Source organism: Lelliottia sp. GFLA7, from assembly GCF_056490165.1.
Genome location: NZ_JBWLAQ010000002.1, coordinates 206,854 through 227,755, shown reverse-complemented (window position 1 = coordinate 227,755; position 20,902 = coordinate 206,854). Strand labels below are relative to the sequence as shown.

At 48.9% G+C, this 20,902-nt stretch carries 15 protein-coding genes and 1 pseudogene; 9 read left to right on the top strand and 7 right to left on the bottom strand.

Annotation, left to right across the window (positions count from 1 at the left end; translation table 11 throughout):
- Nucleotides 1-21 precede the first annotated feature (21 nt).
- Nucleotides 22-1,638 carry a peptide ABC transporter substrate-binding protein gene (locus tag AC07RN_RS06510; protein WP_012017538.1) on the top strand — a complete coding sequence of 539 codons (1,617 nt, stop codon included), beginning with the start codon at nucleotides 22-24 and terminating at the stop codon, nucleotides 1,636-1,638.
- Nucleotides 1,639-1,805: 167 nt separating this feature from the next.
- Here the strand turns inward: AC07RN_RS06510 and AC07RN_RS06505 are convergent, their stop codons facing one another.
- From AC07RN_RS06505 to AC07RN_RS06495, 3 genes are all read right to left on the bottom strand, one after another.
- Nucleotides 1,806-1,946, bottom strand: coding sequence for an Ecr family regulatory small membrane protein (locus tag AC07RN_RS06505; RefSeq protein WP_150099574.1), 141 nt, complete (start codon nucleotides 1,944-1,946; stop codon nucleotides 1,806-1,808).
- Between the two features lie 75 nt (nucleotides 1,947-2,021).
- Entirely contained in the window at nucleotides 2,022-3,254 is a 1,233-nt protein-coding gene (locus tag AC07RN_RS06500) for a diguanylate cyclase (protein ID WP_478335921.1), read from the bottom strand.
- 91 nt (nucleotides 3,255-3,345) lie between these two features.
- A complete protein-coding gene (locus AC07RN_RS06495; RefSeq protein ID WP_012017536.1) occupies nucleotides 3,346-5,475 on the bottom strand; it encodes a putative bifunctional diguanylate cyclase/phosphodiesterase in 2,130 nt (709 codons plus the stop codon).
- A 452-nt stretch (nucleotides 5,476-5,927) separates the two neighbouring features.
- On the opposite strand from AC07RN_RS06495, the gene AC07RN_RS06490 reads away from it, so the two are divergent.
- The 4 genes from AC07RN_RS06490 to dbpA all read left to right on the top strand — a co-directional run bounded on the left by AC07RN_RS06490 (nucleotide 5,928) and on the right by dbpA (nucleotide 10,069).
- A complete protein-coding gene (locus AC07RN_RS06490; protein ID WP_478335920.1) occupies nucleotides 5,928-7,082 on the top strand; it encodes a methyl-accepting chemotaxis protein in 1,155 nt (384 codons plus the stop codon).
- 144 nt (nucleotides 7,083-7,226) lie between these two features.
- Nucleotides 7,227-8,210, top strand: coding sequence for a zinc transporter ZntB (zntB, locus tag AC07RN_RS06485; RefSeq protein WP_012017534.1), 984 nt, complete (start codon nucleotides 7,227-7,229; stop codon nucleotides 8,208-8,210).
- A gap of 274 nt (nucleotides 8,211-8,484) precedes the next feature.
- Nucleotides 8,485-8,667, top strand: a complete 183-nt coding sequence (ynaL, locus tag AC07RN_RS06480; RefSeq protein ID WP_071818742.1) for a proline-rich small protein YnaL — start codon at nucleotides 8,485-8,487, stop codon at nucleotides 8,665-8,667.
- 28 nt (nucleotides 8,668-8,695) lie between these two features.
- Entirely contained in the window at nucleotides 8,696-10,069 is a 1,374-nt protein-coding gene (dbpA, locus tag AC07RN_RS06475; protein ID WP_235133341.1) for an ATP-dependent RNA helicase DbpA, read from the top strand.
- Between the two features lie 56 nt (nucleotides 10,070-10,125).
- On the opposite strand, the gene ttcA is transcribed toward dbpA, so the two are convergent.
- Both ttcA and AC07RN_RS06465 read right to left on the bottom strand, forming a co-directional pair.
- Entirely contained in the window at nucleotides 10,126-11,061 is a 936-nt protein-coding gene (gene ttcA, locus AC07RN_RS06470; protein ID WP_012017532.1) for a tRNA 2-thiocytidine(32) synthetase TtcA, read from the bottom strand.
- Between the two features lie 11 nt (nucleotides 11,062-11,072).
- Nucleotides 11,073-11,378 (bottom strand): annotated as a pseudogene (locus AC07RN_RS06465) (tyrosine-type recombinase/integrase); the annotation flags it as partial.
- 192 nt (nucleotides 11,379-11,570) lie between these two features.
- Between AC07RN_RS06465 and AC07RN_RS06460 the strand changes: the two are divergent.
- The 4 genes from AC07RN_RS06460 (at nucleotide 11,571) to AC07RN_RS06445 (ending at nucleotide 16,449) form a co-directional block, all read left to right on the top strand.
- Nucleotides 11,571-12,527 (top strand): sensor domain-containing diguanylate cyclase, encoded by a 957-nt coding sequence (locus AC07RN_RS06460; RefSeq protein ID WP_478335919.1) that lies wholly within the window; start codon nucleotides 11,571-11,573, stop codon nucleotides 12,525-12,527.
- Between the two features lie 619 nt (nucleotides 12,528-13,146).
- Nucleotides 13,147-13,428: a flagellar transcriptional regulator FlhD gene (locus AC07RN_RS06455; protein ID WP_353647198.1), complete on the top strand. Its 282-nt coding sequence runs from the start codon at nucleotides 13,147-13,149 to the stop codon at nucleotides 13,426-13,428.
- A gap of 532 nt (nucleotides 13,429-13,960) precedes the next feature.
- Entirely contained in the window at nucleotides 13,961-15,499 is a 1,539-nt protein-coding gene (locus AC07RN_RS06450) for a methyl-accepting chemotaxis protein (RefSeq protein WP_478335918.1), read from the top strand.
- A 524-nt stretch (nucleotides 15,500-16,023) separates the two neighbouring features.
- Complete coding sequence (locus tag AC07RN_RS06445) at nucleotides 16,024-16,449, top strand: GFA family protein (protein WP_478335917.1); 426 nt, start codon at nucleotides 16,024-16,026, stop codon at nucleotides 16,447-16,449.
- A 12-nt stretch (nucleotides 16,450-16,461) separates the two neighbouring features.
- Here AC07RN_RS06445 and AC07RN_RS06440 read toward each other — a convergent pair whose 3' ends face one another.
- Nucleotides 16,462-16,671 (bottom strand): KTSC domain-containing protein, encoded by a 210-nt coding sequence (locus AC07RN_RS06440; protein ID WP_012017527.1) that lies wholly within the window; start codon nucleotides 16,669-16,671, stop codon nucleotides 16,462-16,464.
- A gap of 494 nt (nucleotides 16,672-17,165) precedes the next feature.
- Entirely contained in the window at nucleotides 17,166-20,690 is a 3,525-nt protein-coding gene (gene nifJ / locus AC07RN_RS06435; protein WP_478335916.1) for a pyruvate:ferredoxin (flavodoxin) oxidoreductase, read from the bottom strand.
- Nucleotides 20,691-20,902 lie beyond the last annotated feature (212 nt).

The following is a 20,902-nucleotide window of genomic DNA, read 5'->3' as shown; positions in this document are numbered from 1 at the left end:
CGACCTTTTAAAGGGGATCTTATGAAGCACCCTGTCTCGCTGCTCTGTACCGCACTTTGGCTGTGCGGACTCTCATCGTTTTCTCATGCGGCTGATGTTCCTTCGGGAACCGTACTGGCCCAAAAACAGGAGCTGGTGCGTCATATCAAAGATGAGCCAGCATCGCTCGACCCCGCTAAAGCCGTGGGGTTACCAGAAATTCAGGTTATCCGGGATCTGTTTGAAGGGCTGGTGAATCAGAACGAAAAAGGCGCGTTGATTCCAGGTGTCGCATCAAAATGGCAGAGTAATGACAACCGCACCTGGACGTTTACCTTGCGCGATAACGCAAAGTGGTCTGACGGTACGCCGGTGACGGCAGAAGATTTCGTTTACAGCTGGCAGCGTCTGGTCGACCCTAAAACGACCTCACCGTTTGCATGGTTTGCGGCGCTGGCGGGGATCACTAATGCTCAGAGTATTATCGATGGTAAAGCGCTGCCTAATTCACTGGGCGTGACGGCTGTTGATGCCAAAACGCTGCGTGTACAGCTGGATAAACCGTTGCCGTGGTTTGCCAATCTGACGGCGAGCTTTGCTTTTTATCCTGTGCAGAAAGCCAACGTTGAAGGCAATAAAGACTGGACCCGACCCGGCGCGCTGGTGGGTAACGGGGCGTATGTTTTAAAAGACCGCGTGGTGAACGAAAAACTGGTTGTTGAACCCAATACCCATTATTGGGATAACGGCAAAACGGTACTGCAAAAAGTGACGTTTGTGCCGCTCAACCAGGAGTCATCAGCCACGAAACGCTATCTGGCGGGGGATATTGATATCACCGAATCGTTCCCGAAAAATCTTTACCAGAAGCTGCTGAAAGACATCCCGGAGCAGGTTTATACGCCGCCACAGCTCGGCACATATTATTATGCGTTTAACACCCAAAAGGGGCCGACTGCGGACTCGCGCGTACGTCTGGCGTTGAGTATGACGATTGACCGTCGGATCATGGCCGAGAAGGTCCTGGGTACCGGTGAAAAACCGGCCTGGCACTTTACCCCTGACGTGACGGCAGGGTTTACGGCCGAGCCATCACCGTTTGAGCAAATGTCGCAAGCGGAGCTAAACGCGCAGGCAAAAATGCTGCTGCAAGCCGCAGGATACGGTCCGCAACGCCCGCTTAAACTCACGCTGCTTTACAACACGTCTGAAAACCATCAAAAAATCGCGATTGCGGTGGCGTCGATGTGGAAGAAAAATCTTGGCGTAGACGTGAAGCTGCAGAACCAGGAGTGGAAAACGTACATCGACAGTCGCAACACCGGTAATTTCGACGTGATTCGTGCGTCATGGGTCGGGGATTACAACGAACCTTCAACGTTCCTGTCGCTACTCACCTCAACGCATACCGGGAATATTTCACGTTTCAACGATCCGGCTTACGATAAAATCATCAATCAGGCGACGCTGGAGACAACGGTAAAAGCGCGGAATGCGGATTACAATTCGGCAGAGAAAATTCTTGCTGAAAAAGCGCCGATTGCACCCATTTATCAATATACCAATGGACGTTTGATTAAGCCGTGGGTGAAAGGCTATCCGATAAATAATGCGGAAGACGTGGCTTATAGCCGGACGATGTATATCGAAAAGCATTAATTTATCAGCCGGCATAAATAAAAAAGCCCGTCAGAGAACGGGCAACATAAGCCAATGATTAATGCTGTGTTAACCCATCACGGAGGGTCACATTTTTCATCTTACGCGTTTTTTCACACAGCAATAGCTGACAATTCCGGTAGGTGAAACAAAGGGTTATACGTGCATCATGGCGCGTCAATCGAAGGGTAAAGCCAGTTTTCGAGGAACGCCGCTAAATGCCACATTTGCCCGCTAAAAATAAACCACAAGCCAAATATAATTATCACTAAAATAATTAGGATGAGTATTACTTCTGTTTTTTCCATAGCAAAAGCTACCCACCTGAAATCCGTTTATTTAAGCGGGGCATTGTAACGAGGCTTTTATCATTGCACCAGTTCTTAGGCTGCCAACACTTTATTCCGTCCATCATTTTTAGCGCGGTACAGCGCGTCATCAACGCGTTTAAAAAGCTCATCAATGCTTTCATCGGGATTGTGCCGTGCAACTCCGATGCTCACGGTAAAGCGCGGCAGACCGGGAATCGCGATGCGTGCAACCGCAGCGCGAATGGTTTCGGCAACCTGCATTGCGACATCCAGTTGCGTGCGCGGCAACAGAATAACAAACTCTTCGCCGCCCCAGCGAAACACAAAATCATCCTTACGGCTGCAGGCTTCAAGCGTACGCGAAAGCGAAATCAAGACTTCATCGCCTTTCAGATGCCCAAACACATCGTTGATATTTTTAAAGTGGTCGGTATCGACCAGCAATAAGCTGAACTGGTCCTGAAGCGGTAAATGAGACGGGTTGGTTTGCTCGGTGATGCGGTAAAATTGCCGACGATTAAGCAAGCCAGTCATCGAATCTCGCATCGCGGCATGTTCCAGCTCCTGCTCCAGACGCTTCTGCTCGGTGATGTCATGAACGATACACAGCATCAATTTATCGCCATAGATTTCAATCGGCCCAGCGTAAGTTTGCACATGCCGGGTTGACCCGTCCGCGAGGCGGTGAACAAAATTAAGCGGTTTATGCCCGCCGGGAAGGCGCGCAACCTCATTCATGATCGGTAAAATATCACGGCCTAACGTGTTTATTTCCCAGGTATGCTTGCTGCATATCGCATCATGGGTGTAGCCGTAGAAATTCAGGGCTGCCAGATTGGCATCCACAATTTGACCATCACGCGCGGTATCAATCAGCAACATCGGGGCGCTGTTTGTCAGAAAAAAACGGGCGTAAAAGCCCTGTTTTTTGCGCTGATAATTTGCCGACCGGCTGGCTTTAAGTCCCGTCGGCATTTGAGACGCAATGCCCTCAAATATAATCACGTCGCCAATGTTTTCGTCATGAGCGAGTGACAGCCGACAGCTTAACGTCGTTTCTTGCTGGTCGCGCCAGATGGTCCAGACTTCGATGATATCCAGCTCAGATTTAAGATCCGGGACGTACATGGAAAGCAGATGCTGGGCATTTGCTGAAAAAACCCCGTTACGCATATCGTTGAGTGATTTATTCAGCATCAAGGCTGTCGCCGCTAAGTTAGCGAATATGACTTGCTCAGAAACGGATGAGACTAACCAAACGGGTGTTTTAATAAAATTGAGCGCTTCATAGCTGGGTAGCGACATAGAGTGTTCCCGATCATCAGTACCGCTGCCTGATGTCCACGACGGAATGAACACGCGTGGGCTTTATTGAAACATACTCTACTTATTCACATCAGGCATGATTTTTTTGTGAATTGTGGGGAAGGTCCACGTGATTTTTGCCAATGGGTATGATTTGTTTATCGGACTTGTTTTGTAATACCAGCCAGGGAACTTGTTCGGCGGGTAGGGGGCGTGAAAAATAATATCCCTGCAAATAATCACACCCCAGATTTGTCAGTATCTGTTGTTGTTCTGCCGTTTCAATTCCTTCTGCAACCACGACCATATCCATGGTACGGGCAACGTTAATTATGGTTTCGACAATTTTCTGGCTTTTATTGTTATCCAGCATGCTGTCGATAAAACTTTTATCAATTTTCAACTCTTTGGCAGGAAGGACATTTAACATGAGCAGATTAGAATACCCCGTGCCGAAATCGTCGATAGAGACAATAAATCCCGCTTGGCTAAAGGCATTTAACAATTCGATGCTACGTTCGAGATTTTTAAGCGCGGTGCTTTCGGTGACCTCAAGAATCAGTCGTGAAGGCTCAAGATTATATTTTTGAATGGTGCTCGTGATTATCTCAAATATATCCTGTTGCTCAAATTGAACAGGAGACAAATTAAATGAAAGTGTCCACTGACCGAAGCCTTGCTCCGTCCAGAATCGCAGTTGCCTGCAGGCTTGTTCAATCGCCCAGACGCCAACGGGAATGATTAAGCCTGTTTTTTCCAGCGAAGGTAAAAAAACAGCCGGCAGAAGAACACCTTGCTCAGGATGATGCCAGCGGATCAGGGCTTCAAAACCATGAATCTCATTAGCGTCGGCAAGGTAGGTAGGCTGATACCACAGCTCAAACTGTTCGCGCTCAAGCGCCTGGGTGAGATCCTGTAGAAATGAGGGTTCCGCCGTTATACTTTTCGACATCTCAGGGCGGTAAATTGCCCAGCCGTTACGTCCCTCTTGCTTAATGTGGTACATCGCCGCATCGGCTTTAAATTTGAGTTCATGGAGCGTTTCGCCGTGCTGGGGGTAGAGGCTGACACCGACACTCAGCGTGACATTGATCGCATGACCACCGATCGCAAAGGGGCGTCGAATCTCATCCAGAAGGGTCATAGAAAGCGTCGTTATTTTTTCGTCATCACAGTCGGGCACAAGCAGAATAAATTCATCACCGCCGAGTCTGGCGAGGGTCATACCCGGCACCAGCCGGGCAGTAATGCGCTGAGCCACGTTGATTAACAGTTCATCGCCCACCTGATGCCCCCAGGCATCATTAATCAGCTTGAAATGGTCTATATCAAGAAACATGACCGCAAACTGTTTTTTATTCAGCAACGAGGTATGCAAGCAGTCCTGGAGGCTGATGTCCATTTGATGGCGATTAGCAAGCCCCGTCAGGGCATCGAACCGAGCCTGTAGCTCAAGTTGCTTGTTTAACTGGCGCAAATTATCCGTCAGGCGCTGAGTGCGGAAATGAGAGTCCACCAATGAGATAATGAGCATAATCCCCAGCAGAACAAGCGTTGTGGACGAAACCCAGATAGAGAGATCCAGTTCGCCTACACCGCCAGATAGGGTGTGTACGTCATGCTGAAAATCAGCCGCGCTCATTCCGGTGTAATGCATTGCGCTGATGGCGAGTCCCATCACGATCGCTGCTGCGATACGGTTGATAAACACACCTTTATGTCGGTGGCGTAAGTGGAAGGCGAGCCAGAGAGCCGCGCCGGAGGCGACGATTGCAATCAACACTGAAATCAGAACGATAGTCATATTCCAGATAATTTGATCGTGGAACATTAACGCGGCCATCCCGATATAGTGCATAGCAACGACGCCCGCGCTCAGTATCAACGTGGAAAACAGCCAACGGAAAAGAGAAAGGGCGTTACCGGGTACCGCAATATGAATCGCGCTGGTCGAGGCCAGGATAGCGACGCCTAGCGAGGTGGCGGTGAGCCAAAAATCATAGCTCATGGCCATCGGCATTTTCATCGACAGCATTCCGATGAAATGCATAGACCAGACGCCAATTCCCAGGGTAATTCCGCCCGCCATTTGCCACCAGAACGCGGCTTTACGGCTAGCGCCAGAGATTTTCCCTGCACTGTCTAATGCGACAAATGACGCGATAAAGGCCACCAGGAAAGAGATGGCGATAAGGACAGGGTCCCAGGACACATCCAGCATTATGTCATCCCATGCTATAAAAAACGGTATGAGTTCATTCGGTGCACGATTCAACACCGCTACGCTTACTTTAACTAATTCCAAGATTAGTTGCTTATCTAAAATCAACAACAAACAGGTTAATATTTTGCACCATGAATACGTGCAGAATATATTCTTCTATTTTCATTTTAGTGATGCTACATGATGTTAATGATTAGTTTCACCTCTTCTTAATAAAGCGCTTTTGATTATTAGTTAGTTTGGCTAATCAATCTTTCATTATCACCTGAAATACCAGTGTAATAGCATTTATGGCCTTGCTGTGGTTATCGTAAAGATTATTATTCTGACTTAAGGTAAATCTGTGATTTCAGTATGCAAAAAACAAATACCACTAAAAATAGGTGGAAAAAGAAAGGGCGAATGCTATAAACATAATACCTTCTCCAAAACGCTGCGTGGGATCAATTATGCTGAGAAATATTAGCGTAAGGACTTTTATTATTTACTTTTTGATGATTGTGCTTTTTATGATTGACGGATTAGTTTTTGTTTTATCAAAAAGCACAACACTTTTTATTGCAGTTAATATTGTTAATGTTCTTGCGGTTTTGTTGCTTTGGTCGTATATGACAAAATATCTTGTGACCCCCATCAATACGGTGAAAAAAAGTATCGAAGAAGTGACGTCAGGCAACCTTTCTGTTTCCATTCCTGAGTTTGGTAATAACTGCGCTGGACGATTAATTCCTGGTATCAATAGTTTATCCAGCAATATCGCCACACTGGTTCGCGAAATTAGGGCATCGTCGCATACCGCGATGACCTTATCTGAGCAATTGTCATCCCGTAGCGCCCAACTCTCGGTCAAAACAGAGCAGCAGTCCGCCTCACTGATCCAGACCGCGGCCAGCATGGAGCAAATGGCAGCAAGCACCCGGAACAATGCAGACAATACCCGGCTGGCCAGCGAGCGCGCGAATCTCGCGACCGTCCAGGCACGCAGGGGTGGGGAGTTAATGGGGCAAGTTGCGCACAACATGCAATCCATTACCGAATGTGCCCAGCAAATGACGGAAATCATCACCCTGATTGACGGCATCGCTTTCCAGACCAATATTCTGGCGCTGAATGCGGCGGTAGAAGCGGCCAGAGCGGGCGATCATGGCAAAGGTTTTTCAGTGGTAGCCGGAGAGGTGCGTAATCTTGCGCATCGAAGCGCCGAAGCGGCAAAAAGCATTAAATCGCTGATTGATGTCACCAGCAATAATGTCACTCAGGGCGTCACTGTTGTGTCAGAAGCAGAAAAGAATATGCGCGAAATTGTTAACGGCTCCGGGCATGTCAGCAAACTGATGGATGAGATATCGGCGACGACCGCCGAGCAAGAAAAAGGGATCACGCAAATTACGCAGGCGCTTTCCGAGCTTGAACGCGTGACGCAGAGCAACGTGGCGATGGTCGATGAGTTATCGGGCTCCTCGGATGTGCTGAAAAACCAGGTCATCGAGTTACAGGCGCGCACCCGCAACTTTAGACTCGAAGAAAAGGATGAATTTACGGGCCAGGCGCGACAACGTTCTCCCTCGGCGATCTTCCCTCGACGAGCCGAACAAGTGTATTAATAGAGAGAAGCCTGGTTCGCCAGGCTTTTTTACGTTTTGAGAAACAATTTATCAGTAGATTCAGCGTACTGGCACGCTTAAATGTTGAATAACATTTTGTGACGGCTAGACTGACAACCATGATTTCGAAATGGTGGAGGCGCTGTGGAAGGCATTAAAGGATCCGAGGTTAACGTTCCGGACGCGGTGTTCGCGTGGCTGCTTGACGGTAAGGGTGGGGCGCGGCACCTGGAAGATAACGATGTCATCGACAGTGAACATCCCTGCTGGTTACATCTGAACTATACGCATCCTGACAGTGCGCAATGGCTGGCTTCAACCCCGTTGCTCCCCAATAACGTACGTGATGCTCTGGCGGGCGATAGCGTGCGGCCTCGCGTCAGCCGTCTTGGCGATGGCACCCTTATTACACTGCGCTGTATTAATGGCAGTACCGACGAACGCCCCGATCAGCTGGTTGCCATGCGTCTTTATATGGACGAACGCCTGATTGTGTCCACGCGTCAACGCAAAGTGCTCGCGCTTGATGACGTGGTTAACGATCTCAAAGAAGGCACAGGGCCCGCCGACTGCGGTGGCTGGCTGGTCGATGTCTGCGATGCGCTGACCGATCATGCGAGTGAATTTATTGAAGAGCTGCACGATAAGATTATCGATCTCGAAGATAATTTGCTCGATCAGCATATCCCCCCGCGGGGTTCTCTGGCGTTGCTGAGAAAACAGCTGATTGTGATGCGTCGCTATATGACGCCCCAGCGCGATGTCTATGCTCGCCTGGCCAGCGAGCGCCTGAGCTGGATGACCGACGATCAGCGCCGCAGAATGCAGGATATTGCCGATCGCCTGGGCAGAGGTCTGGATGAAATTGATTCCTGTATCGCCCGTACGGCGGTGATGAGTGATGAAATTGCGCAGGTGATGCAGGAGTCATTGTCGCGCCGAACCTACACCATGTCGTTAATGGCGATGGTCTTTTTACCCAGCACATTTTTGACTGGACTCTTTGGCGTCAACTTAGGCGGTATTCCAGGCGGCGGTTATCAGTTCGGCTTTTCGGCTTTTTGCATCATGTTAGTTGTTTTGATAGGGGGTGTTGCGTGGTGGTTGCATCGTAGTAAATGGCTGTAAATTTACGTTTTTCTCGCGTTGACTCCGCTTCAAAACGCTATTTTATTTGAGCGAAGTCAATAAACGTTTACCCCTTTCGGTGCACTATCACTCCCGCAGGTGAATGCAACGTCAAGCGATGGGCGTTGCGCTCCATATTGTCTTACTTCCTTTTTTGAATTACTGCATAGCACAATTGATTCGTACAATGCCGACTAAATTAGTCGGCTTTTTTTTGCCTGTAGGATCTCAGCGTCTACCCTAAGAGAGTCAAGCCGATAAACTGGAGGGTAACATGAGTGCATTATTAGCATTGCTCCACGGGCAAACGCCGCTATCCAATTCCATCCCCACTGAACCGGTGCCAATCCCCGATCCTATTCCTCGTCCGCAACCCATGCCGGACCCGCCGCCAGATGAAGAACCGATTAAATTGTCGCATCGGTCACGGAGATCTGCGAGGATACGCGCCAAATGACTGTGATTTTTTACCTTGAGACTACATTGTGACCGCTTTTTCTACTCTGAACGTTCTGCCTGCCGCCCAACTCGATAATCTTAACGAGTTGGGTTACCTCGCGATGACCCCTGTACAAGCGGCCGCTCTTCCGGCGATCCTGGAAGGACGTGACGTTCGCGTGCAGGCCAAAACCGGCAGTGGGAAAACGGCCGCATTTGGTCTTGGGCTGTTACAGCAAATTGACGCTGGTCTATTCCAGACTCAATCGCTGGTGCTGTGTCCCACTCGTGAACTCGCCGATCAGGTGGCCGGTGAATTACGTCGTCTGGCGCGTTTTCTGCCGAACACTAAGATTCTGACGCTATGCGGCGGTCAACCATTTGGCGCTCAGCGCGATTCACTCCAGCATCCGCCGCACATTATTGTCGCCACGCCGGGGCGTTTACTCGATCACCTGCAAAAAGGCACGGTTTCATTAGATGCGCTGCAAACGCTGGTGATGGACGAAGCCGATCGCATGCTGGATATGGGCTTTAGCGACGCGATTGACGAAGTTATCCGTTTTGCGCCCGCTACGCGCCAGACGCTGCTTTTCTCTGCCACGTGGCCAGAGGCGATTGCCGCCATCAGCGGACGCGTTCAGCAAAATCCCGCGACTATCGAAATTGATTCCGTCGATGCGTTGCCATCCATTGAGCAGCAATTCTATGAGACTTCGCAAAAAGGCAAAATTCCGCTGCTGCAAAAGCTGTTGAGTCAACATCAGCCAGCGTCGTGCGTCGTTTTCTGCAACACCAAAAAAGATTGTCAGGCGGTCTGCGAAGCGCTTGAAGAGGCAGGGCAGAGTGCACTGGCATTGCACGGTGACCTGGAACAACGCGATCGCGATCAGACGTTGATTCGTTTTGCCAATGGCAGCGCACGCGTATTGGTCGCAACGGATGTTGCCGCGCGCGGTCTGGACATCAAATCACTGGAACTGGTGGTTAACTTTGAGCTGGCGTGGGATCCGGAAGTGCATGTTCACCGTATCGGGCGTACCGCGCGTGCGGGCAACAGCGGTCTGGCGATCAGCCTCTGCGCACCAGAAGAAGCCCAACGTGCCAACATTCTGTCTGAAATGCTACAGCTAAAACTGAACTGGATGAGTGCGCCGAGCAACGTCGGTATTGTCCCACTCAAGGCGGAAATGGCGACCCTGTGTATTGATGGCGGTAAAAAAGCCAAAATGCGTCCAGGTGACGTATTGGGTGCGTTGACCGGAGATATGGGCTTTGATGGCGCGGATATCGGCAAAATCGCTGTGCATCCCGCGCATGTCTACGTCGCGGTTCGTCAGTCTGTGGCGAATAAAGTTTGGAAGCAATTGCAGAACGGTAAGATCAAAGGCAAAACTTGCCGGGTTCGTTTGCTTAAATAAGCTATAAAAAAGCGTCTCAGATGCGCTATCTGAGACGCCATACTCTTACTTCACTTCTACTTCACTTCGACGATATTCAGTCTCATCTCATCAAGCTGCGAATCATCTTCTTCCGGCTGCCAGCCAGCTGGCTGCATCGGGATATCCTCACGGTCAAACGCCAAATCGCCACCCGCCACGACTTCAGAACCGTGTTGAATCCCTTTGAAATCGAACAACTCAACGTCACTCAGATGTGAAGGGACGACATTTTGCATCGCGCTAAACATGGTTTCGATGCGGCCAGGATAACGTTTATCCCAGTCGCGAAGCATGTCGCCGATGACCTGGCGCTGTAAATTTGGCTGCGAACCGCACAGGTTACAAGGGATTATCGGATACTCACGCGCTTGTGCAAAACGCTCAATATCTTTCTCGCGACAGTACGCCAGGGGACGGATGACAATGTGCTTTCCATCATCGCTCATCAGCTTCGGTGGCATGCCTTTCATTTTGCCGCCGTAGAACATGTTCAGGAACAATGTCTGCAGAATATCGTCGCGGTGATGGCCCAGTGCGATTTTGGTCGCGCCAAGCTCTGTCGCGGTACGGTAAAGAATGCCGCGACGCAGACGTGAACACAGTGAGCAGGTCGTTTTGCCTTCTGGGATCTTATCTTTAACGATCCCGTAGGTATTCTCTTCGACGATTTTATATTCAACGCCCTGTTGCTCAAGGTATTCCGGCAGAATGTGCTCAGGGAAGCCAGGCTGTTTCTGGTCCAGGTTGACGGCCACGAGAGAAAATTTCACCGGTGCGCTTTGCTGCAGATTGCGCAAAATCTCCAGCATCGTGTAACTGTCTTTACCCCCTGAAAGGCAAACCATGATGCGGTCACCTTCTTCAATCATATTGAAGTCAGCAATCGCCTGGCCCACATTACGGCGCAAACGCTTCTGTAATTTGTTCAGGTTGTATTGTTCTTTCTTGGTAATTTCTTGATTCTGTTGCATGTATTCTTTACTCAAATATCAAATGGGGCACCAGTGGGACAAATCCATTTTAAGCCAAGCGTTGGGTTCAGCATTGCCACCTGTTCGCTATTCAGCGCTTCTATCCATGTAGCATAGATTTCATACACCCTCTGCGCATTTTCGTGCCCCATCGGATTGGTAATAAAAGACGGGTTAGCGCCTGCGGATAACAACCAGCATGCGAAAGTGTGCGGTGTATGGTACGGATTGCGGCGGCGAATGCCAGCACGTTTTACAGCAGAGTTCCATCGTATGCCAATACGGCTCAGTGAGGAATAAGGTTTTGAGGTGCGATTCTCTTTCTCAAACCCTTTTGGAACTGATCTTACGGGGTGAAAACCAGTGACGAACCCAAAGCAGCGATCCCCGTCAGCGTTCAGGAGGGCGGGCAGTTTCGTTTGTACTATATTCAAACGACGGATAAGACGGAGTCAGTCTTGACGGCATAAAAACATCGGGCATTAACGTGTTTAGCTTTTTGAGGTCCTATGAAATTTCCTGACATCCCGGAAAATGAGGAAGAACGATTAAAATCCCTTTATCTGGCAGATCTTCTTGATACAGGTGCAGATGAACGTTTTGATCGCTTAACCCGCATCGCAAAGAAAATTTTTCAAGTACCTGTTGTACTGATAAGCCTGCTTGATCGCGAGCGCCAGTGGTTGCTGGCGTGTGAAGGGCTAGGTACTCGTGAAACGCCCCGCAACATCTCCTTTTGTGGTCATGTCATTTTGCAGGAAGGCCCCTTTATTGTTAACGACGCAGTTAACGATGAACGTTTTCATGATAACCCTCTGGTTATCGGTGAGCCTTACATACGATTCTACGCTGGTTATCCTGTCCATCTGCCTGATGGAGGGGTTGCTGGTGCACTGTGTCTGATTAATACCAAACCACGTGGCTTTAACGACGATGATATTGCCTCACTTCGGGATTTGGCCTTTATTGTGGAGGATGAATTCAAGGTGATTGGCATGGCCATGACCGATAGCCTGACAGGCATATCTAATCGCCGTGGCTTTTACACCACGGGCGAAAAAAGATTCCGCAACCTTGATAAAGAGAATGCAGCATTCAGCGTTATCTTTTTTGATCTCGATAAATTCAAACCCATCAACGATCTCTGGGGACACGCTGAAGGTGATGAGGTATTGAAAGTATTCTCTGCGCTGTTGTACCAGCATCTTGGTCCCGGAGATATCGCAGGGCGTCTTGGAGGGGATGAATTTGCCGTTCTCATTACTCACCAGACTCAGGCTGATTCTTTTTTGCAAGGTCTGCGAAGCAGTGTGAATGATTACAACAGAGAGTCTGGCAAACCTTACAATATTAACTATTCCTATGGAATGCTGCACAGTGGTACGGGCCGATACGCGTCGCTAGGGGAGATGCTTAAAGAAAGCGACGAGGTGATGTACTCGGCAAAGCGACGAAAGAAGATATAAGCATAAACGGGTCACCGCTTGCCTGGGTACATTCCGTAGTCAGGTGAGCTAGTTGACCGGGTCTGGGCTATTTTATTCTCTTTATACTCATTTGCGACAGACCGCAGGATTGAACGTCACGACAGCATTCAACAAGACATTTATTAGTCCTTAACCTAAATATTATCCCGATATGAAGATAGATGACGGCCATCGGTGAGGTTATTGAGTCCCGTATTCAGGACTCATTGACCGATCGGGTTTTTTCATCATTCAGAGCGGCGGGGGGTAACAATTAATGACTGTGTTTTTGAAGCGTTGCTGATTATACTGTTCATAATTGCATCGCGCAGAGCGAGAATATATTCTTTGAAATTTAAAATTATTAATATTAAGTTTTTCTTAAGGTTTTTGATGTAACATATCTAAATAACGTGTTTTTGTAAGTTATAGAGAATATATCGGTGACGCGAAGCGCATAGGCGACGTCCTCTCATCTCGTCATTGTTGAATCATATTGAGTCATTGGAATGTTATGTATTTCGTGTAAAAGCAAGCCAGATAATGAGTTTAATGTCATGTGTTAAATTATACTCCGGCGAAATGTTTTTTGCTGTCGACTACCATTTTTAACGTAACTATGGAAGGACCCATAACGTATCTCTTAAAGGTTATAGTAATGTACTCCGCTTCTCAGTGTCTTAAAGAAATTCATTATCTGAATCTATCGTATCTTCTTCTTATTCAACGGATTTCCAATTGCGATGAACCCGCCATCTTCTCTGGAATTAATGCGGAGTTAGCAAAGGTTCTGCAAAAACTGTCCTTATCAAAGCTTGTTGCGTTGGCTGAAACAAATCAACTGCTTATTACTCTCAGGCCAGACATCATGGCGCAAAGATTGGGCGTGCCAACAACGTAAATACCCAGTCAAAACAATGGGCTGATTTAAAAAAGAATCATGAGGAATCTAAGCAGAATATGTGATCTGCATTCCTCAAAGGGATATTTCTTGCAATGCAAAGCTAAAAATAAATTAAAACAATTGACAATGAAATTCTAATAGCACTGTGAATTTCCAGACTTTATGAGCGAAAACATCAATCTCATTTTTACTTGCTATTTTTATAGGTGAATAATGTGAGGTTTTCAGGAATCGAGCTGAAAAAGCGAAATTAATTGATGGCTAATATTTTGTCTGCTATTGAAATGGCAAATATTCATAATCAAGAGAACTGTTGTTTTTTCGTTCAACTTACTGACTCTAAAGTGTATGTATTATCTTCTATTCAGCAGAGAATACATTGTGTGATTTATCTTAGGTCATTGTTTATAAATGATTGTTTAATTTAGGGCTCAACATTGTCACGCAGGGGCCGATAACTACTCTCAGAACTAAGCTTAATGAGCTGAAAACGTATTATCTCACTGCCATGTCAAACAAGGGGCGCATTGTGTCTGTAAGACGTTTTTCTTTAATTGTATTAGTATTTTTACTGGGTATTTTCCTCGTTAGTTCAGCGTCCAATCTCTGGTCACTCACACGGAGTAATGATTCCCTTGATCGGGTAAACAAAGAAATCCGCGTGGTTCTTTCAGTGATTGACCCTATCAATCACAGCAGAACACTGCGCGTGAAATTATCTGAAGCAATGATTTATATGTCCCTTGGCGATAACGTAAAAGCGGAATCGTCAATTAACAGTGCCATAAGCGTGAAGGAGAAAGCCGTTGCTGCCTTCCAGCACTATGAGTCGGCTACTCATATTGCGGGAGAAGACGCATTATCGGAGCCTTATAAAAAAGCCTGGGCACGTTACCTTGATGAAGGTTTAACTCCGCTCATTGCCGCAGTAAAGGATAAAGATACCGCCCGCTTTAACCAGCTGATGGCTACCACGGTTCCTGCGCTTGATCGAGAGTTCGAAATTACCCTGGATAAATTGCTTTCTTTCCGTGAGAGTTATGCGAAACAGCTTAATCAGGAAGCTCAAAAAAGGTTCTTAAACAGCATCTTGAGCATTACTGTTTTTGCCTTGATTTTTACCATGGTAATGATCGCCATCTTTATTTTAATCCGACGTCGTCTTCTTTCCCGACTTGATTCGGCAAAACAACATTGCGAGAAAATGGCCGCCGGAGAATTGCATCTTCCTCTCGATACGGGTTCAAAAGATGAAATTGGCGGAATGCTCGCTTCTCTGGAAGAAATGCGTCTTTCCCTTACGGACATAATATCGCAGGTACGCCATTCGAGCCAAAGTGTGGCTTCTGCTTCCGAGGAGATTGCAGCGGGCAATACCGATCTTTCTGCACGAACGGAGGCTCAGGCAGCCTCGCTTGGCGAAACAGCGGCCAGCATGGAAGAACTGACGTCAACGGTTAAACACACCTCTGAAAATACCCGCCAGGCCGATATCCTTGCAGGAAATATGCGTAGCGTTGCGCAGGAAGCCAATACCATTGTGGGTACTGCCGTAACGTCAATGAAAGAGATTGAAGCGAGTTCTGAGAAAATAGGATCAATTATTGGTCTCATCGAGGCTATAGCCTTCCAGACTAATATTCTGGCGCTCAACGCTGCCGTTGAGGCTGCACGCGCAGGTGAGCAGGGGCGCGGCTTCGCTGTTGTAGCAACTGAAGTACGAAATCTGGCGCAGCGGTCATCGATGGCAGCAAAAGAGATCAAAGAGCTTATTGAGCTTTCTGGAAAACAGGTGCTGCTAGGGAGCGAACGCGTTGAACAGACGGGTAAAAGCATGGAGAGAATTATTGGTTCAGTGAAACAAGTTTCAGAGCTGATGTCTGAGATTGCACTTTCAACCAATGAACAAAGCCGCGGAATCGAACAGATAAACCAGGCGGTTGCTCAAATGGATACGGTAACCCAGCAGAACGCCTCGCTCGTTGAAGAAGCTTCAGCAGCGGCTAAATCTCTTCGGGATCAGTCTGAGGTGCTTAAAACCACGGTCTCTATATTCAAGCTGGCCTGATATACGTTTTCGGTTGCGTAAACCAATCTAAAAAATTCCACTTAACCGTAACCATAGCAACGGTTAAGTGGAAATCATTTCCTCGTTCACACGGAGCACTTCAATTCGGTGCCATGAATATGGGCAGGCTATCGGCGTGATGGATGAAGAGAGTGGACATGAAAAATGCAGCGGCGATCGCTGTCTTCTCCTTTACTGTTACAGCGACGTTTCACTCCGTTTGCAGACGATATATCCCTTCTACCTATAAATTTGCGTTATGGTAGTTACGCCATTCATTTGATTGGAGGGGATATCCCCAACATCCGTTTTCAGTGCCCGGTGTGTTCCAGCAAAAAGTTCTTCTTTACGTGTTTCAGCCTGGAACAGAACCATCCCCACGGAGCCGTATGTTCGTTATGCGGAACCAGAATGACCTCTTCGTCGTGTATTCCGAAACTCAAGCGCAGACGATGGTCAAAACCAGTGGTTTAACGTGAGGCCTTATTGGCCTCTGATTTTACCGATCGTAAAGAGGGCAGATAATGTCACAAAATCTGAATGCACAATGCCATTGCGGTGGAGTGAAGTTTACGGTTGAACTGGCTGACGGTTTTAATACCGTTCGCCGATGTAATTGCTCTTTTTGCCGTATGCGTGGCGCGGTGGTAGTGACAGCAACTTTATCAGGAATCAAAATTATTGAAGGTAAAGACCTGCTGACTGAATATCGTTTTAACACACAAGAAGCCCGACACTTTTTTTGCGCTGTCTGCGGAATTTACACGTTTCACCAACGCCGTTCGAATCCCGATCAATACGGTGTGAATGTCGCCTGCATCGAAGGGGTGAGTCCTTTTGATTTTACAGAAATAGGCGTGATGGATGGCGTGAATCATCCAAAAGATGGGACCAGCGACGGGGTAGTAGGTATTCTTTCTTTTCGAGCTGTGAAAAACCATCCTCAGTAATAAATGCTGGCACTACACTTTGACTTCAGTAAATTTTCCTTTAACCACGCCGTCATAGAATCGCCCTTTAGACACCACCTGCAAAAAATCGTTATAGATTCGGGCTGGCACGCGCTGGTATTGAAGTGTCCGGCGATCGACAAAGCGAATCTCAAGCGTAGCGCTACGCTCATCGTAGGCAATAGAGGCAATGCGTGACGATCTAACAGGGTGGTGGACCATGATGAGTTCTCCCTTACACCTCAAAACAGGAGATTTATCATCTATCAGGTTGGCGTATCAGTGCAAGGTGAAATTCAGACTCTACCTCTTTGAGTGCAGCAATAAGAGATAGTCCACTGACTGACTTATCACGTCTGGATGACAGATTAATTTATAACGGTTTTTTCAAACGCCTAACGTATTTCATTTTTACTCGGCGTAAAGAATTCTGTTTCTCGCCATAGCGTAAGTTTATGCTGAATTATATATCTATTATAATTTTCTTATGCTGTTAGTCTTTTACTATCATGAAATGTGCGATTAGTGACGTGAATGATTTGCACGAAAGAATAATAAATAAAAATTATTCAATCGCCTTTGTGGGCGGTAGACTTAGCGCCGTTTTATGCCTTTAAGATTCTTTATCCGTGTAAAGGATGAGTGTGGTTTGTTGAATTAATAACAGTCATTTTATTTTTGGATAAGCCCGGAGTTGATACTCCGGGCTTTTTTTATTATTCGCTTGCGGATTTCTCTGCTTTTCCGGCCATCTGCGCCAGGAAGTCGTAGCGTTTTTGCAGATCCGCTGCAGCATCTTTCCAGAGCTGCTCAGCCACCTCAGGCTGCTGAGCATTCAGACGACGGAAGCGCTGTTCCTGGAGCAAGGTTTCGGCAAGTGCATCTGATGGTGGACGGGAGTCCAGCGACAGCGGCAGCTTGCCTTCATCCGCACGACGCGGGTCGAAGCGATATAGCGGCCAGAATCCCGTGGCGGTGAGCTGGCGCATCTGATCGTGGCTGAGCGCCAGATCGTAGCCGTGCTCTTCGCAAGGACTGTAGGCGATTATCAGAGAAGGTCCCGGATATGTTTCCGCTTCCTGAATCGCTTTGACCGTCTGATTAAGCTGTGCGCCCAGTGAAATCTGCGCGACATACACATGACCGTACATCATCATGCTCACGCCCAAATCTTTACGCGCTTTACGTTTGCCGTGTTCGCCAAATTTGGTTACTGCGCCCAGCGGGGTTGCTTTCGACGCTTGCCCGCCGGTATTGGAATAACACTGCGTATCGAGAACCAGAATATTGACGTTTTCGGTCAGGCTCAGGACGTGATCCAGCCCCCCAAAGCCGATATCGTAGGCCCAGCCGTCACCGCCAATCAGCCAGATCGATTTTTCTACCAGCGCGTCGGCGTCGGTTAAGAGCTGTTCAGCACCCTCAACGCCAGCCAGATGCTGTCGCAGTTCGGCGATCTGTTCACGACGAACTTCTGGTGTCGCGTCGCTGTGCAGAGCGGTGTTCAGCGCCTCTGGGATCTTATCGGCAAACTGCTCAAGCAAACGCATGACGCGGGCGCGATGCTGATCGACCGTCAGACGGAAACCCAAACCAAATTCGGCATTGTCTTCAAACAGCGAGTTCGCCCATGCCGGACCACGGCCGTTGGCGTCGGTGGTATACGGCGTTGAAGGTAAATTGCCGCCGTAAATAGAGGAACATCCCGTGGCATTAGCGATCAACATGCGATCGCCATACAGTTGGGTGAGGAGCTTAATATAAGGCGTTTCACCACAGCCCGAGCACGCCCCGGAATATTCAAATAACGGTGTAATTAACTGCGACGTACGGATATCAATACGTTCCAGCTTGCTGCGATCAATTTCGGGCAGGTCGAGGAAGAAATCGTAATTCACTTTCTCTTCTTCCACATGTTCCAGGCGCGACATCATATTGATGGCTTTAATCTCTGGATTTTGACGATCTTTGGCCGGGCAAACTTCGACACACAAATTACAGCCGGTGCAGTCTTCCGGAGCGACCTGTAAGACGTATTTTTGTCCACGCATATCGCGGGATTTCACATCCAGCGAGTGCAGGCTGGAAGGGGCGTTCTCCATCTCTTCTGGCGAAACAACTTTGGCGCGAATAGCCGAGTGAGGGCAGGCCGCGACGCAGTGGTTACACTGGGTGCAAAGCTCTTCTTTCCAGATAGGGATCGCTTCGGCGATATTGCGTTTTTCCCAGCGCGTCGTTCCCACCGGCCAGGTGCCGTCTGGCGGCAACGCGGAGACGGGCAGGGCATCGCCCAGACCCGCCAGCATGGCGGCGGTCACCGTCTTCACAAAATCAGGTGCGGCATCGGAAACGACCGGCGGTCGATTCGGGCTTTCGTCATTGACTGGCTGCAGCGGGATCTCAGAAATCGATTCGCGCGCCAGCGCTAAGGCTTGCCAGTTACGCTCGACCAGATCCTGGCCCTTGCTGCTGTAGCTTTTGGCAATGGCACCTTGTAATGCCGCGAGTGCGCTATCACCCGGCAGAATATGGGTCAGATGGAAAAACGCCATCTGCATCACGGTATTAATACGTGCCGCCAGGCCACATTCGCGGGCAATTTTTGCCGCGTTGACGGTGTAGAGGCGGGCTTTTTTTTGATTCAGTACCGCCTGCACTTCGCGAGGTAGACGTGACCAGACTTCATCGGCGTTGTACGGGGTGTTAATGAGGAAGATACCGCCCGGTTTCAGGCGTTCAGCCATTTGGTATTTATCGATAAATTGCAGCTGATGGCAGCCAACAAAATCGGCTTGCGAAACCAGATAGGCTGAACGGATCGGCTGCTCGCTGACGCGCAGATGCGACACGGTCAGACCGCCTGCTTTTTTGGAGTCATAAACGAAGTAGCCCTGCGCATACCACGGCGTTGAGTTACCAATAATCTTGATGTTGTTCTTCGTCGCCGAGACGCTACCGTCACTGCCCAGACCATAAAATAGCGCTTCGAGTTTCGCTTTCGATGGCAGCGGATCTTCAGGCAGAGGGAGCGATAGATTGGTGACGTCATCATAAATGCCGACGGTAAAGCGCGGTTTTGGCTTCGCGACGCTTAGTTCGTTGAACACCGCCATCACACAGTCGGGACCAAATTCTTTCGATGACAAACCGTAGCGACCGCCAATCACGCGCGGCAGCGTTTCGCGCTCGCCGGTATTGAATGCCTCGGCCAGCGCCGTCATGACATCCAGATACAGCGGCTCCGCATGAGCGCCGGGCTCTTTGGTGCGGTCAAGCACTGCAACAGAACGCACGCTTTCTGGCAGAACGGACAGCAAATGCTTCGCCGAGAACGGGCGATACAGACGCACTTTCAACACACCGACTTTTTCGCCGCGAGAAAGCAGTTCATCGACCACCTCTTCACACGTCCCGATCGCGGAGCCCATCAGGACAATGACGCGCTCTGCCTGCGGATGACCGTAATATTCAAACGGTTTATATTCTCGTCCCGTCGCAGCAGAGAAATCATTCATCGCCTGCTCGACATGGTCGTACACCGCGTTATACCAGGGATTTGTCGCCTCGCGAGACTGGAAATAGGTATCCGGGTTCGCTGACGTGCCGCGAATCACCGGGTGATCTGGGTTGAGCGCCCGGGCGCGATGCGCATCGATCTCCGCCTGCGGCATTAACTCAAGAATTGTGCTGTCAGCCAGCGGCACGATTTTATTGATTTCGTGGGAAGTACGGAAACCGTCAAAAAAATGAATAAAGGGCACGCGGCTCTTAAGCGTCGCTACGTGCGAAATCAACGCAAAGTCCTGCGCTTCCTGCACGTTACTGGCGCAAAGCATCGCGCAACCCGTCTGACGGATGGCCATCACATCAGAGTGATCGCCAAAAATCGACAGGGCATGGGTCGCCACGGTACGTGCGGCGACGTGTAAAACAAACGGGGTTAACTGTCCTGCCAGCTTATACAGCGTGGGGATCATCAACAGCAAACCCTGAGAAGAGGTAAACGACGTAGACAACGCGCCGGTTTGCAACGCGCCGTGTACAGCGCCGATAGCGCCTGCTTCTGATTGCATCTCGACGACGCGAGGGACATCGCCCCAGACGTTTTTGAGCCCGTTGCCCGCCCAGGCATCGGCCTGTTCGGCCATCGTCGAACTCGGTGTAATAGGGTAAATGGCGATAACTTCACTGGTGCGAAACGCGACGGACGCGGCCGCGCCATTACCGTCAATAGTGATCATGTGACACCCTTACATTGCGCAAAAAAGAGGGACCCGTGGAACGGCGACGAGTCCTGATAATTATTCCCTTATTTTAGCAAAGGTCAGCATTTGCGATTTTCGCTTTTGTGTCCTTGTTATTCACCGCAGCAATGAGCAGATCAAACTTATGTCATAAAAAGTGACAGAAAATGTTTCAGGAGTGCATAAATGCACACTGTCGCTCTCGACGG